Raw genomic sequence first — 13,859 nt, forward strand, 5'->3', positions numbered from 1 at the left:
CATTTCACGAACCCCCAAACCCCTTGGCGTCTTAGCGGTTCGAATACTCAAGATTCGGCCAATAGCTGGGCGATGGTGGCTTTGAGCTTGGCGTGGGCTGCGTCACCCTCGACGTATTGGCCGCCGGGGTGGACGTGCCGCACCACGCCTTTCTTGTCGAGCAGGAAGCTGACGCTGGTCCAACCGGTGTCGACCCCGTTCATCCAGGTTTTCAGCGTGCGCCAATCTTTGTCGAAGGCGAGCGGGAACGTGAAGCCATAACGCTTGGCCGTATCGCGGTAGACGCTCGGCTCGAAGGGGCCTTCGTCCTTGTGGTGGTACATGCCCACGACCACGAGGCCCTTTGAGCCATACTCGCGATCGAACTGCCGCAGCGCCGGCGCGGTGGCCGAGCAATACGGGCAACCCGCCGTCCACCATCGCACGAGCACCACCTTGCCGCGAAGATCCGCGAGGCGAAGCGGGGGCGAGTTGATCCACGACTCGGGTTGCCACTCCGGGGCAGGCTTGCCGTAAAGGGATTCGACGCTGGAGCGCGCCTCTCGCGCGGGTTCGGCGGCGGTCGTCGTGGTCGTTGGAGAAGGCGCTTGCGGCGGTGAAGAGGAACCGCCACAGGCGCTACAGCCAAGAAGCGCCGCGCTGGCGAGAACGTGGATGGACTTGAGCATCGCACGTGCAGCCTAGCGCGGCACCCACCGGGGTCAATCCGCCCCGAGCACCGTCATGATTCCGGCGTTCAAGGCGATGGTATGGCCGTGCCGATCGAGAATCGCTGGCGTGTACGCCGACCCGAGGGCTTGATCGAGGAACTGCCGATTCACGATTCGCCCACCCTGTTCAATCTGGTACGTGTGGCCATCTTCGCTGGTGACGAAGACCGTGCCGCGTACGTCGACGGCCGGTGCATTGACGCACCACTCGAAGCCACCCGCGTGCTCCGGATCCTCGACGCACACGACGTTGCCCGAGGCATCTCGCTTGCACTTCTTCGTTTCGGTGTTCTTCGCGTTCCACTCGAGCTTCAAGTTCGCATCGAGTTGCGGAAGCAAGAAGGGACCCCACATGCCCGTGGAGAGGTAATTCTCGAAGTAATGGTTGTCCTTGCTGATGATCGAATACGTCCCATCGTGGCGCCAAATGGCCGGGGTGACGTCCCAGCCGAAATCGAAGTTCGAGAGGTACTCACCGTCGGACGTAAAGGTGAACAGATGCCCACGACTGTAATTGTAATTGCTGATGGTGCCCAAGAGCAGCTTCCCATCGGGCAGGACCACCGGCGATGACGTGTCACCGTCGACGAACGCGCCCGCCGGCTCGTCCCCCGTGGTGCGATCGAGGCCGAGAGGTGCACCGTTGCGGCATGGACTCATTTCCGTGGGATCGCTCTCGTAATGGTTGATCACACCGCACCCGTCGTGCACCAGGCCGCGCAGTGATCGGCTCCACCGAAGCGACAAGTCCGACGTGCGCACTGCGATGAAGTACGCATAATTCCGATCCCCGACGGCGCGGCTTCCCGTGTAAAGCGTGCGGCCGTCGGCGCTGAGCGCGGGGGCCATGTCGATGGGCGGCGCCTGCCCGAGGCAGGTCACGGGTGTCGGCGGCACCACGGCCCCATTCGCGTCCATCAGCGGCCAGGGCAGGGGATCCCTCGGACGAACGTAGGTGCCCCGGCACTTGTCCGTCGGTGCGGGCGCCCCCGGCGTGAGCGCGGTGTAGTCCACGACACGGGATCGGCCATTCGCGCCAATGCGCACCAGCAGTGCCTGCGTTAGCCGTCTATCGGGGTCGGCTTTGAGAACATTGTAATACAGATTGTCGTCGTCATCGACCGTTAGCGGACTCGCGATATGGTACGCAGGGTCGACGTCGCTCCCGAATGGGTTGAGCCGCGCGAGGACGCGCCCGTGCTTTGGATCGAGCACGTGCACCGTGCCTCCGAGCCCTGGAACGAAAAGAACGCGTCGCCCCAGGGCCGATTGGAACACTTGTTCGAAGGCCCTGCCCCCCAACACCGAGAAGGGCTTCCAGTCGCTGGTGAACGTCCAGCGCTCGGAAAGCTGTCCATCGTCGTTGTCGTAGCCCACCATGTTCCAGTGGATGAACTCGGTGTTCTGCAGGCCGCACGGTGCGGGTTGTCCCGAACCGGGTGGATCGCACGGGACGAACCGCCCGCTCTTGCGCGACATGAACAGTTGATTGCGCCGTGTGAGCGGCATGGGGTAATGAACCAGCAATCCGCCGTTGGGTTGTTCGGCGACCTCTTGGGCCACGAAGGGGTCGTAAACGGCGCTGGATATCGTCTTCTTCAGATCCTGCCCCACCACGCAGGTGCGATTCTGATGCGTGGCATCGCCACCAAACTGCGTGCGATCGCTGCAATGTGTGCGAAAAGAGTCTTCCTCTTCCGTGAGCTCGTGCGTGCTGCTCTGCGTCGCCCTCTCCGAGTCCGAGTGCCCTCCACAGGAGAGCGCAAGCAACGCCACGGCCGAAGCCGCGAGCCATCCAGCATTCATAGGTCACCTCGTTTGGCTAAGTCGTGTCGACACCGACACGCGAACCCCCAACGATACGCCGCTTCGCCCTATGTGCAATTGGAGATAGAAACAATGCACCCTGCATTGAACAAGGGATCAGGAACGCACCGTTCCTTCAACCCAAAATTCACTGCTCCCGATCTCCCTGTTCAATCCCCTCTGGACGCTTGTGCTGCGCGAGGAAACTTGCTTGCGATGTCATCGTGGCGTCGCGTTGTGCGGATCGCGCCAATTGTCCAAGACCGTGGACACTCGTTCCACAAGTCCACTCCTGTTCGGTATTCCGACGGGACATCATCCTTCGTGGCATGAACGGATCAAAGACATGGGCCTTCGGTGGCATGTTCGTTTTATTGACGGCGTGCGGAGAGTCTTCCTCCGACGCGAGCTCCGAGCCTGACAGCGCGGGCGAGGACCTGGCCAAAACGCAGCAACTGAACGTAAGTGTGTTTCCCGGCGCCTCCAATTGGCCGCTCTGGGTGGCGAATGAGAAAGGGTTCTTTTCGCGCGAGCGACTCCGGGTGGATGTGAGTCCGACGCCGAACTCCGTTGAACAAATGACGGGGCTCATCGATGGGCGCATCGACATTGCGCTCACGGCGATCGACAACATCGTGGCGTACCGCGAGGGGCAGGCCCCGGTACCGGTGCTCGGACCGGATTTGGTCGCCGTCATGGGCATCGACCATGGCTTTCTCCGCGTCATATCGCAGCCCGCCATACGCACGTACGACGATTTGCGCGGCAAGACCGTTTCGGTCGACGCCCCGGCGACGGGATTTGCCTTCGTTCTTTACGAACTGCTCGACCGCGCGGGGTTGAAATATGGAAGCGATTACTCGATCGCGAGTGCCGGTGGGACGGCGAGCCGTTACCAGGCATTGATGCGGGGCGAGCAGTCGGCCACCTGCCTCACCCCGCCTTACGACGTTCAGGCGGAGGCGGCGGGATACACGCGACTCGATACCGCCGTCGAGGTTCTCGGCTCGTACCAGGGGTTGGTGGCCGGTGTTCGCCAATCGTGGGCTCGTGCGAACCGCCGCGCGATGATCTCGTACATCGTCGCCTATCGAAATGCCGTGAACTGGCTTTACGATTCCCGACACGAGGCGGAGGCCATCGCGATCTTCGGCCGCAACTTGCCCGATGTGCCCCCGGACGTGGCGGCCAGCGTGTACCGCGCATTCTTCGTGGACCCGAACGGCATCTTTCAGGATGGAGCCATCAAGGTCGACGGGACACGCATGGTGCTCGCGTTGCGCTCGAAGTACGCGGTGCCGCAGAAGACGCTCACCGATCCCACGCTCTATATCGATTCAAGTTTTCTCGAGTCCGCATCATCGCGATGACGGAGCGCGTTATGATGATGGGCGACATTTATATCTTGATCTTCGAGGCGGTTCGCATCATCGTCTTGCCTCATGACAACGTTGTCGCGGCGTCGTTTCGTGTCGGGGGTGGGTGCGGGCGCGGCGGCGCTGCTCGCTGGATTTCGCTTGGATGGTCCACGCGTCGCGCACGCGGGGCCGGCGCAAGCAGCGAGTCGGGATTTGGCTTTGTACCGTCCCGCCACGGCATCCTCGACCGACTACGCGGCGACGTTTCCCGAATTCGCGGTCGACGGCGTTGCCAGTGCAGGCGTGCGCGGCTCGGGTTGGCGGGCGGCGCCGGGCGCTGATCCGCAATGGATCGCGGTCGACCTGCAGGCGCGCTGTCGGATCGAATCCATTACGCTGACCTTCGAGGCCACCAAAGACGATCCTCCGTTCATCCCGTCGAACGACGGTGATCCTTGGCGAAATACCACGGGATGGGAAGTGCTTTCGAGCGCCCCCACCGCGTTCCGCCTCGAAGTCTCCAACGACGGAACGGCATGGCGAACCGTGCACGAGACGACGTCGACCGCGGGCGGCGTCGTGCCGATTGCCCTGCCGTCTCCCGTGACCGCACGGTGGGTTCGCTTGGTGGTGACCCATCGGCTGCACGAGAACAACCCGGTGGGCCTCAATGGGTTCCAAGTGTATGGCACCTGCGATCGCGATCGCCCGCCGGCCAAGGGCTGGACCGCGTGGGGCACGCACCGGATGGAGGCTTCCGCTTTGACGGTGGCTCCCGATGGCTCGGTGCCGCTCGAATCGGGGTGGGTCCTCACGTTGGATGATTGGGCCGGAAGCAGCGACGGTGCTGCGCTATCCGGTCCGAACGTGGACACCTCGGGATGGCTGCCCGCGATGGTGCCGGGCACCGTGTTGGCCGCCTTGGTCGAAGAGGGGCACCTACCCGATCCCGTGTCGGGCATGAATAACTTTCACGTGCCGGAAATGCTCTCGCGGCATGCGTGGTGGTACCGCAGGGCATTCACCTTGCCGCGCGACCTCGACACGCGCCCGGGACGCCGCATTTGGCTCGAGCTCGACGGCATCAACCACAAGGGCGAAGTCTGGCTCAATGGTGCAGCCATTGGCACCTTGTTGCATCCGTTCGCGCGCGCGTCGTTCGACATTACGTCGGCGCTTCGTTCGAGCCGCGAACTGCAAGCGCTGGCCGTGCGGATTTCGCCCATGCCCACGCCGGGCAATCCCGGTGACAAGGGGCCGGACGGCAATGCCTTCGTGAACTCGGCGCGCCTGTACCTCGATTCGCCCACATACCTGTCCGCCTCCGGGTGGGATTGGATGCCGTCGGTGCGCGATCGGGCGGCGGGCATTTGGAACCATGTGCGGCTGCGCTCGACCGGCGATGCGGTCCTCGGCGATCCGCGGGTCAAGTCGGTGCTTCCGTACCTTCCGGACACGAGTGCGGCCGAGCTCACCTTGACGGTCCCCGTTCGCAATGCCGGGACCTCGAGTGCCTCGGTGATGGTGCGTGCGGAGTTCGACGGCATTTCGGTCAGCAAGTCCGTCTCCGTCGATGCCGGCGCGAGCGTGAACGTCGTCTTCAGCCCCGCGGACCACCCCGAGCTGCGCCTCGAAGATCCCGAACTATGGTGGCCCAACGGCTACGGCGATCCGGCGCTTCACGATCTCACCATCACGGCCTTCATCGGCGGCGAGCCGAGCGATCGACGTACGACGCGATTCGGTATTCGGCAATTCGATTACAGTTACGATTTGCCCATCGTCATCGACCCGGGGACGAGTTCTTCCCGCCAGGTCGTCGAGTTTTCGAAGCAGACGGCGCGCCATGTGCGCATTCAATGCGGACGGCGTGCCACGGGGTGGGGCAATTCGTTGTGGACCCTGTCGGTCATCGACGGCGCATCACCCGACGTCGACTTGGCCTTGCATGGCACGGCCACCGCGTCCTCGGTCGACAATCCATGGAATCCTCCGGCCAACGCCGTCGACGGCGATTCGCGCACGCGCTGGTCGTCCGCCTACGAAGACAACCAATGGATCCAGGTCGATATGGGGCGAACCGTCTCGTTCGACCGGGTCGTGTTGCTCTGGGAGACGGCGTATGCGGCGACCTTCACCGTGCAAGTGTCGGCCGATGGGACTACGTGGACCGACGTGAAGTCGGTGAGCAACGCGCCGGTTCCCCTGCGCATCAGCGTGAACGGCGTGCCGGTGTTCTGCCGCGGCGGCAATTGGGGTTGGGACGAGCTGCTCCGCCGCATGGTGCCCGATCGGATGAACGCGGTCATGCGGATGCACAAGGACATGAACTTCACCATGATCCGCAATTGGATCGGGTCGAGCACTCGGGAAGAGTTTTACGCGCGCTGCGACGAAAACGGCATTCTCGTGTGGAACGATTTCTGGCAGGCGGGCCCCTTCCTCGACGACCCGCCGGGGTACGGCGCCATCGCGCGGGATACGATTCTGCGCTACCGCATTCACCCCTGCATCGTGGTGTGGTGCGCGGCCAACGAGACGGATCCGCCGGCGGTGGTCGATGCGGCCATTCGCAAGGCAATCGCTGAGGAAGACGACGAGATTCTCTACCTGGGCAATTCTGCGGCCGGGTTCGTGTCCGGCCATGGTCCCTATTATTGGGTGGATCCTGCGAGGTATTTCGATCCGAATACGTATGATACCGGTAACTTCGGATTTCACACCGAGATAGGCATCCCCACGGTGCCCGTCGCCGAGAGCATGCGCAATCTGGCGGGTGACGCCCCGGCATGGCCCATCGGTGCGGTGTGGTACCACCACGACTGGTCCACCAAAGGCAACCAGGGACCGCAGCATTACTTGAGCGCCATCGACGAGCGTCTCGGGGCCTCGGAGAGCCTGGACGAGTTTTGCCTCAAGGCGCAATTCATCAACTACGAGAACATGCGCGCCATGTTCGAAGCGTGGAATGCCCATTTGTGGCAAGATGCGAACGCGCTCCTGCTCTGGATGTCGCACCCTGCATGGCATAGCACCGTGTGGCAGACGTACGACTACGACCTGGACGTCAACGGCAGCTATTACGGAGCACGCAAAGGCTGCGAGCCGCTGCACATTCAGGCGGATCTTTCGAAGTGGCAAGTGCTCGCGGTCAACCACACGCGCGTCGCCGTGGAAGGCGCTACGGCCATTGCCGAACTGTACGATCTCGCCGGCCGCGCCCTCCCCGGCGCCCAGTCGCAAACCGTGAACATCGGCGCCTCGGCGACCGCGCCGGCCTTCACCGTGCCGTTCACCGACTCCCTGCCGCCGCTGCACCTGTTGCGATTGACCCTGATGGACGCCGAAGGCAACGTCCTCGCGGAAAATACGTATTGGCGTCACCGCACGGCCGCCGACATGCGCGCGTTGAACGACCTGCCCCGCACCAAGCTCACCGTTCGAACCAGCGCCGTGCGCGCAACGGGCACCCGCCGCGAACTGCTCGCCACCGTGCGCAATCAAGGCAAGAGCGTCGCCGCCATGGTCCGCCTCTCCCTCCGCGACCGCCGCACCGGCGCCCGCATCCTCCCCACCGAGTACAGCGACAACTACCTCTGGCTCCTCCCCGACGAAACCCGCACCATCTCCCTCTCCTGGGACGAAAAAGCCTCCACCGCCGTCCGCGTCCTCGCCGAAGCCTACAACGCACACGATTAGCGGCTAGAAGAGAGAGAATTCACAGGAAGACGGGAAGACGGGAAGACGGGAAGACGGGAAGTTTTTTTGGATTTCAATCAGCCCAGTGGGCCAACTGGAAACCAAAAAAAATAGCGTTCCACGCTGCTGCACGCCGAAACCCCTTCCCGTCTTCCCGTCTTCCTGTGAATTCTCTCTCTGGACTGACACGCGGTTAGCCGCAGCGGGTGAGCCAGTTGGCGAGCCATTCGCGGACGGTGCGGCGGGTGGCTTCTTTGACGTTGTCTTGGTTCGAGGCCAGGAAGAGGGGGACGCGGACGTCCCAGCCTTCGACGTCGATGATCGAGAGGAGGCCGCGCTCGAGGTGGATGCGGGCGGCGAGGATGGGCCCGAATACGACTTGGGGGCATTGGACGGCGAGCTCCAGGCCCGTGCCGAAGGTTTGCACCTCGTGCCCGAGTTTGCGCTCGCCCACGCGCAGGGGGCACTCGTCGTCGCCGAAGACTGCGCGTTGTGTGGTGTACGTCGGCGTGATGAATGGAACATCCGCGAGCTTCGACGCCGGAATCGGCATGGTGCCAAGTGACTCGACCAGCGCGGGGTTGCCTATGAGGACGCTGCGCATTTCGCCGATTTGTTCGACGTGCCACGTTGCCCCGAAGCCATCGGCGCCCGTGGTGAGCGCCATGTCGAAGAGGGCCTCGGGGGCGAGACCGCGGATTTGCGACGGCGGGAGCTCCACACCGCGAAAACGAAGTTGCGGCATTGCTTGCGCGAGCACCGGCAAACATTGACCCAAAAGGTACGAAGGCGAGGCCATGGTGAGGAGCGCGCTCTTGCCGAAAGGGTCTTCACTGCGCAGCGCGTGGATCGTCCCCACCACTTCGTCGAGCCGCTGGGCGATGCGCAGGCCCGCCGCCGACGGAATACTCCTTCCCGCGCGCCGATCGACCAGCTTCATTTTGAATTGCCGTTCGAGCCGGCTCACGGCCTTGCTAACTTGCGACGGCGTTACGCCAAGTTGGCGGGCGACGTTCGACACCGATTGAATCCGGCATACGGCGATGAACGTCTCGATGTCGGCGAGTCTTAGGTCGGGCAAGGCCATTCATCTAGGTACCTATGCCAACCACGTCCACCCCCATTCGTCGTTTTGCAGTCCGTGAATGGTGCGCGCGAGCGTCGTAGTAAAACCCTGCATCGGCCAGCCGACGAAGCGCGACACGTATGGCATCGAAATCCGCACCGATGAACATACGCAAATACGGAAGGTGGTGCGCAGCATGTGCATCGTACGGCCACGGCCACGCTGGCGCGAAGAGTACTCCGGTATCGCGAAAGCAATCCGCTTTGAAACGATCCAGCCCTTCTGGAATCGACGCATACTCTTTGGGGGCGGCAAACATGATGTACGAGGTGGCTTCACCGAGATGGACCGCACCCTCGGGGTAGTGCAGACGCGTCTTCATGAATTCGCCAATGAAGCGTCGCTTTTCCGTGTAGAGGCGCTGCTGGTTTCGCAGAAACTGCCCGCTCTCCGGTGCGCGAAGCCAATCGGCCATCGCATGCTGATGAACGCCACCGTACATCAACGAATGATGCAGACGGTAGCGATTGACCAAAAGATCCAATATCGCAGGATCGGCCGCCATCGCGCCCAATCCCCAGCCGTTACAGTGGAATTGTTTACCCAGGGAGCGAACGGCCAGCCATCGGGTGCGCGCATCCGGATCGCGCCGGCCTGTCAGCTCGCGCAAAAGAAGTTGCAACGCCGACGTCGCCGGAACGCCTTCGTCGTGCACCGCGAAGTAGGCATCGTCGACCAGGATGGCGGCCTTTCGGTCCATGGCGATTCGAATCAACGAGGACACGAAATCCGGATCCCAATTGACCGCCGTCGGGTTGTGTTGGGCATTGATGACGATGAGGGCGAGCTGCTCCTCGGGGTTGGCCTCGATGCGACCGAGCAGCGCGTGCACGTCGTCGAGTGAGGGACGGAATCCTCTTTCCGGACGCAGCGCATGGTAGTGCACGCGGTATCCGAGCGGTGCCAGCACTCCCTCGTAATCCCAACTCGGTCCCGCGGCCACCACCACCGGCGTACGCGGCCAGAAGCCACCCCGGTCGAGCAGCAGCCGGCCGAAGTCGGACATCGCACTGCGGGTGCCCGACCATGTGACCGCCACCTCGAAATCGCGCCCAGCCTCCGCGACGCTGTCGAGCCCATGGTCATCGATCAGGTAGTCGCGCACTGCCCGCCGGAGTGCCGGAAGTCCATACATGGAAAGCTGGTACCCGTGGACATGCCGCGGTTCGGAGGTCACGCGGGTGACCAGGCCTGGTGCCACTTGGGTCCAGGTTTCGCCAAAGCTCATACAGATTGGCTCGCCATGCGGACAGCCGTCTCTCCAATATCGAGTCAGAAGGCCCACGTCGGGCATTCGGCTGGTGAGCACGTCGTCTTCGAGCAGCGATTCGAGGGTTTCCTGACGGATCATTCCGGCTCCTACGTAAAATTCAGCGAACACACGCCGCACGAGCGCGGTGCATTCCTCCGAATGTGCTGCATGCAGGTGAGGTCGGACCAGGTTGCTCGAAGGAAACGCGCTTTGCCTGTTGGGCAATCAACGTGATCGCAAAATGTCGTGGCGACTCTCGTCTGCTGAAGCGGGCATGTCGGCGGCCCCGACGCGATTGTCTCGCTGCCGCCGTTCGACATGCAAGAAGGTTTCGAATTTGGAGCGTAACTCCCCGCAGTAGAGTTAACCTGTAGGGTGGAGGTCTTTGTGATGAGCGACGTGGGTGCGAGGATGCGAACCGGCCATCCGCATATTGCGGAGGGGGACGCCTATATTCTCGAGCGCGTTCGAGAGTTCGGGCGAAGCCGCCGTGCGCCGCGCGTGCTCAACGTCGGCTGCGGGGGCGGCTACCTGGCGTGGCGCATTGCCCAAGAGATCCCCGAGGTCCAGATCATCGCCCAGGAAGACTACGCGCCCGCGTTGGACGAACTGCACACGCGCCTGGGCGGCACACGTGCACGTGTGGTCACCATGCCCGTCGAAGAGTGGTCCGAGCCCGTCGACATGGTCATTGGCTGGGGCGCGCACCACCACATGATGCCGTCCTACGTCGAACGCGTGCGCGAGTTCCTCACCGAGGGGGGCGTGTTCCTCCTCGGCGACGAATTCTGTCCCGAATATTGCAACGAGGCCGACCGACGTCGGATCGATCGCGCCAATATCATTGCCATCGTGGACGGTTTCGTCCTCACGAATGCGGCCGAGCTCTCCGAGCATGCGCGCAGCGGGCGCGTTCCCGATGCGGCTCGCGACATGGAATCACGACGCCAGCAGGCGTTGTGGCGCTGGTACCGATACGTCGTCGATTACGCGATGGAGCGCCATTACATCGATATTGCATCGTACGAGCTCAATGCCGCCCACAACGATCTGCGGACCGGCTCCAGCGAAGAGCACAAAGTTTCGGCCAGCATCGTGGAACGCGATTTGGCCTTGCGCGGTTTCCGCCAGCGTTCTCGCCACGCGCTCGGTCCCGTCGACGAGCCGGAGCACCGGAGCTTCGTCCTTTACGAACTCGTACGTGACACTCCGCGTCGATAAAACTGGTAGGTAGGATCACCCTCCGGATTCGAATGGTCGATAAGGCACGATATCGTTGCCTCGGATCTGAAATAGGTGGTCTATCATCGGATCTTTGGTAGTGCATATTACCGTTGGTTCAGAAAGATTCATCCTTTCGCGGCACGGGTGACGCCATGCTTCGCGTGCCACTTTTGGCCCGCGGCAGGGTGCGCACGACGTGGCAGGCACCGTCGGAGGGCGACGCGGAGGCCGTTCGCGATTACCTCTCGAGGCTGGCGGCCGATTCCCATTTTCGTGAGGCGGTGGAGATCTCGAGTCCGACCTTGGTGCGGATTTGGAATCGATTGCTCGCAGGGGATGCGATGCACCCCACGGACCGACAAAAAGCCGTGCGCGCCCTCACGCGCTATTGGCTTCGCGCGGCCACCCGGCCGACACCGTTCGGGCTGATGGCCGGAGTCCTTTCGACTGAATTTGGCGATCGGGCCGAGGGTGAGCTGCACGCGGGCGGATGCAAAGCCGTGCGTCCGGATCGCGGGCGGCTGGCGAAACTCGTGGCCCGATGGGAGCAGGATCCGGTCATTGCGTGCCGCCTTCGGGTGACGGTCAACAACCTGTGCTTGGACCCCGAGCCGCATCTGCGCCTGCGGTTTCATGGCCGGCCCGAAGTGTTGCACGCGCAGCTGTTGCCTCGGTTGCACGAGCTCGCGCGTGATCTTCGCCTCAAGGGACTCGCGCGGGGCCTTCGCTTGGACACCTACGTGCCCGAAACGGTTCGCTACGGTGGTCCGGAGGCGATGCGGCTCGCCGAGACGGCCTTCTTTGGCGATAGCCGCCTCGCGCTCGCTCGGCTTCGCGCACCGGGGACGGACCCTTTGCTGGACACGGCGTGCGACGTCGTCGAGCTCGTGCGCGCGTTCCACCAAGGGTACGGCGCGTCCTGGTCCTCGTGGCTCACAGCCGTGTATCCGAAAGATCTGGCGCACCACCAGGCCTTCGTCGCGCGCCGGCGCGAGGCGTTGGCGCGCATCTCCCTCGACGGATCGGCAAAACCGGATGATGCCTTGGCCGACGTCCAAGGCGCGATGCAGGGCTTCGGGCGCCGGCTGTGCGAGCTTGCCGTCGATATCGACGATGTCTTGGGCTCCGTCCTCCATATGCATTGCAACCGGCGGTTGGGCATCGATGCCAAGTCCGAGTCGCAGGTGATGGCCATTGCCCGCGGCGCCGTGCAAGCCCACCTCGATCGCCGTCGAGCGATGGCATGAGCGCGCCGGCTTGGGTGCACCGGCTTGCCGAACGGCTGCGCGATCCTGCGTCCATCGTGCCCAATGCGGAGTGGCACCCCACGTCGCTGGGCGATGGTTATCCAGGCATCGGACTGCTCTTCGCGTCGCTCGCGGGGGAGAGCCCCGAGTGGGCGCGTGCGGCGCACGCGCATTTGTCGGCCGCACTCTCAGCGGCGCGCCCGAGCAATTCCGAGTGCCTCTTCGTCGGGATCCCCGCCGTGGCCTTTGCAGCCCGCGCATCCGTGCGGCGTCCCGGCGAGTATGCCAAGTTGCTCAAAGCCGCCGACCAACGGGTTGCGGCACAGGCCGAGCGGATTCTCGCGGCCGATGGCCTCCGTCTCCGCGCGGGCACGGCCGGAGTGCCCATGGCCGTGTACGACGTCGTCTCGGGGCTGAGCGGCCTCGGGCGCTATTTGCTGGCATGCGGGCCCGAACACGAGGCGCTTACGGAACGAATTCTCATGCATCTGGTGGCGTTGACACGCCCCGTGGATCACCATGGCCAGCGCGCGCCGGGTTGGCTAACGCCCGACGGTCAGCTCAATTTGGGGCTCGCCCATGGCATCCCTGGGCCACTCGCCTTGCTTGCGCTCGCCTTCGAAATGGGGATTCGCACCCCAGGGCACGAGCAGGCCATTCGCACCATCGTAGAATGGATACTTGCGCGCCAAGGGCATGACGACGACGGTCCGTATTGGCCAGCGGCCATTCCCCTCGAACACGAGGTGCATTCGCCGTCCGCGCCCCTGCCGCCGACCCGCACGGCGTGGTGTTACGGTGCTCCGGGGATTGCGCGCGCACTGCACCTGGCATCCCGCGCCCTCGGCGAGTCCAGTTGGTGCGACGCCGCTTGTTCGGCCCTCGAATCGGCCTTGCGGCGACCGCCCGAACAACAGCGACTCGACGATACGAGCCTTTGCCACGGGGGCGCCGGATTGGCGCGAATCGTCGGCATCATCGCCCAGGAAACCGGGTCGAGCGCCCTATCGCGCGCCTATATGCATTTGGTTTCGAATTTAATCGAGCAAGCCAACGACGAAAGTCCCTTCATCTGGAGCCATCGTCCAGGATTTCTCGAAGGAGGTGTCGGCGTTGCGCTGACGCTTCTCGGCCCCCCGGAAAGAGCGCCTGCGCGCAACCTTCCATGGGAAGCGGCGCTGTTGCTTCAGTAACGCGCTCGACGGCTTGACATTTTTGATGATGGTCGTGATTGTAGAGCGTTCCACGATAAATTTGGATTCGCTCACATTGAATCAACCGACGAGTAAGATGGTTCCGGCTCTCGCCACCAGCCTAGTCCTGCCTAGTACAGCTTAATTCAACCTAGTCTCGGCAAGAGAGAGCCGGAACGCTCGCGCATGAAGTGTCGTTAGTCTTGCTCGCCGTTGGGGCACCTAAACGAACAGAAACTGGAGA

9 protein-coding genes are annotated in these 13,859 nt (G+C 63.2%); 5 read left to right on the forward strand and 4 right to left on the reverse strand.

What is annotated here, in order from left to right:
* Positions 1–47 precede the first annotated feature (47 nt).
* Both LVJ94_02210 and LVJ94_02215 read right to left on the reverse strand, forming a co-directional pair.
* Positions 48–668: a redoxin family protein gene (locus LVJ94_02210; GenBank protein ID WXB06076.1), complete on the reverse strand. Its 621-nt coding sequence runs from the start codon at positions 666–668 to the stop codon at positions 48–50.
* A 33-nt stretch (positions 669–701) separates the two neighbouring features.
* Entirely contained in the window at positions 702–2,516 is a 1,815-nt protein-coding gene (locus LVJ94_02215) for a hypothetical protein (GenBank protein ID WXB06077.1), read from the reverse strand.
* A 362-nt stretch (positions 2,517–2,878) separates the two neighbouring features.
* On the opposite strand from LVJ94_02215, the gene LVJ94_02220 reads away from it, so the two are divergent.
* Both LVJ94_02220 and LVJ94_02225 read left to right on the forward strand, forming a co-directional pair.
* On the forward strand, positions 2,879–3,886 hold the full coding sequence (locus LVJ94_02220) for an ABC transporter substrate-binding protein (GenBank protein WXB06078.1): 1,008 nt from the start codon (positions 2,879–2,881) through the stop codon (positions 3,884–3,886).
* Positions 3,887–3,958: 72 nt separating this feature from the next.
* Complete coding sequence (locus tag LVJ94_02225; GenBank protein ID WXB06079.1) at positions 3,959–7,573, forward strand: discoidin domain-containing protein; 3,615 nt, start codon at positions 3,959–3,961, stop codon at positions 7,571–7,573.
* 193 nt (positions 7,574–7,766) lie between these two features.
* On the opposite strand, the gene LVJ94_02230 is transcribed toward LVJ94_02225, so the two are convergent.
* A complete protein-coding gene (locus LVJ94_02230; GenBank protein WXB06080.1) occupies positions 7,767–8,654 on the reverse strand; it encodes a LysR family transcriptional regulator in 888 nt (295 codons plus the stop codon).
* Positions 8,655–8,664: 10 nt separating this feature from the next.
* Positions 8,665–10,050: an aminotransferase class I/II-fold pyridoxal phosphate-dependent enzyme gene (locus LVJ94_02235; GenBank protein ID WXB06081.1), complete on the reverse strand. Its 1,386-nt coding sequence runs from the start codon at positions 10,048–10,050 to the stop codon at positions 8,665–8,667.
* Positions 10,051–10,341: 291 nt separating this feature from the next.
* Between LVJ94_02235 and LVJ94_02240 the strand changes: the two genes are divergently transcribed.
* From LVJ94_02240 to LVJ94_02250, 3 genes are all read left to right on the forward strand, one after another.
* Positions 10,342–11,172 (forward strand): class I SAM-dependent methyltransferase, encoded by an 831-nt coding sequence (locus LVJ94_02240; GenBank protein ID WXB06082.1) that lies wholly within the window; start codon positions 10,342–10,344, stop codon positions 11,170–11,172.
* Between the two features lie 155 nt (positions 11,173–11,327).
* The gene (locus tag LVJ94_02245; GenBank protein WXB06083.1) at positions 11,328–12,422 is read left to right on the forward strand and encodes a lantibiotic dehydratase; all 1,095 of its coding nucleotides are present in this window, start codon (positions 11,328–11,330) and stop codon (positions 12,420–12,422) included.
* On the forward strand, positions 12,419–13,615 hold the full coding sequence (locus LVJ94_02250; protein ID WXB06084.1) for a lanthionine synthetase C family protein: 1,197 nt from the start codon (positions 12,419–12,421) through the stop codon (positions 13,613–13,615). The genes LVJ94_02245 and LVJ94_02250 overlap by 4 nt, the downstream gene beginning before the upstream one ends.
* The last annotated feature ends 244 nt before the right edge of the window (positions 13,616–13,859 follow it).

Source organism: Sorangiineae bacterium MSr11367 (assembly GCA_037157805.1).
GTDB classification, from domain to species: domain Bacteria; phylum Myxococcota_A; class Polyangia; order Polyangiales; family Polyangiaceae; genus Pendulispora; species Pendulispora rubella.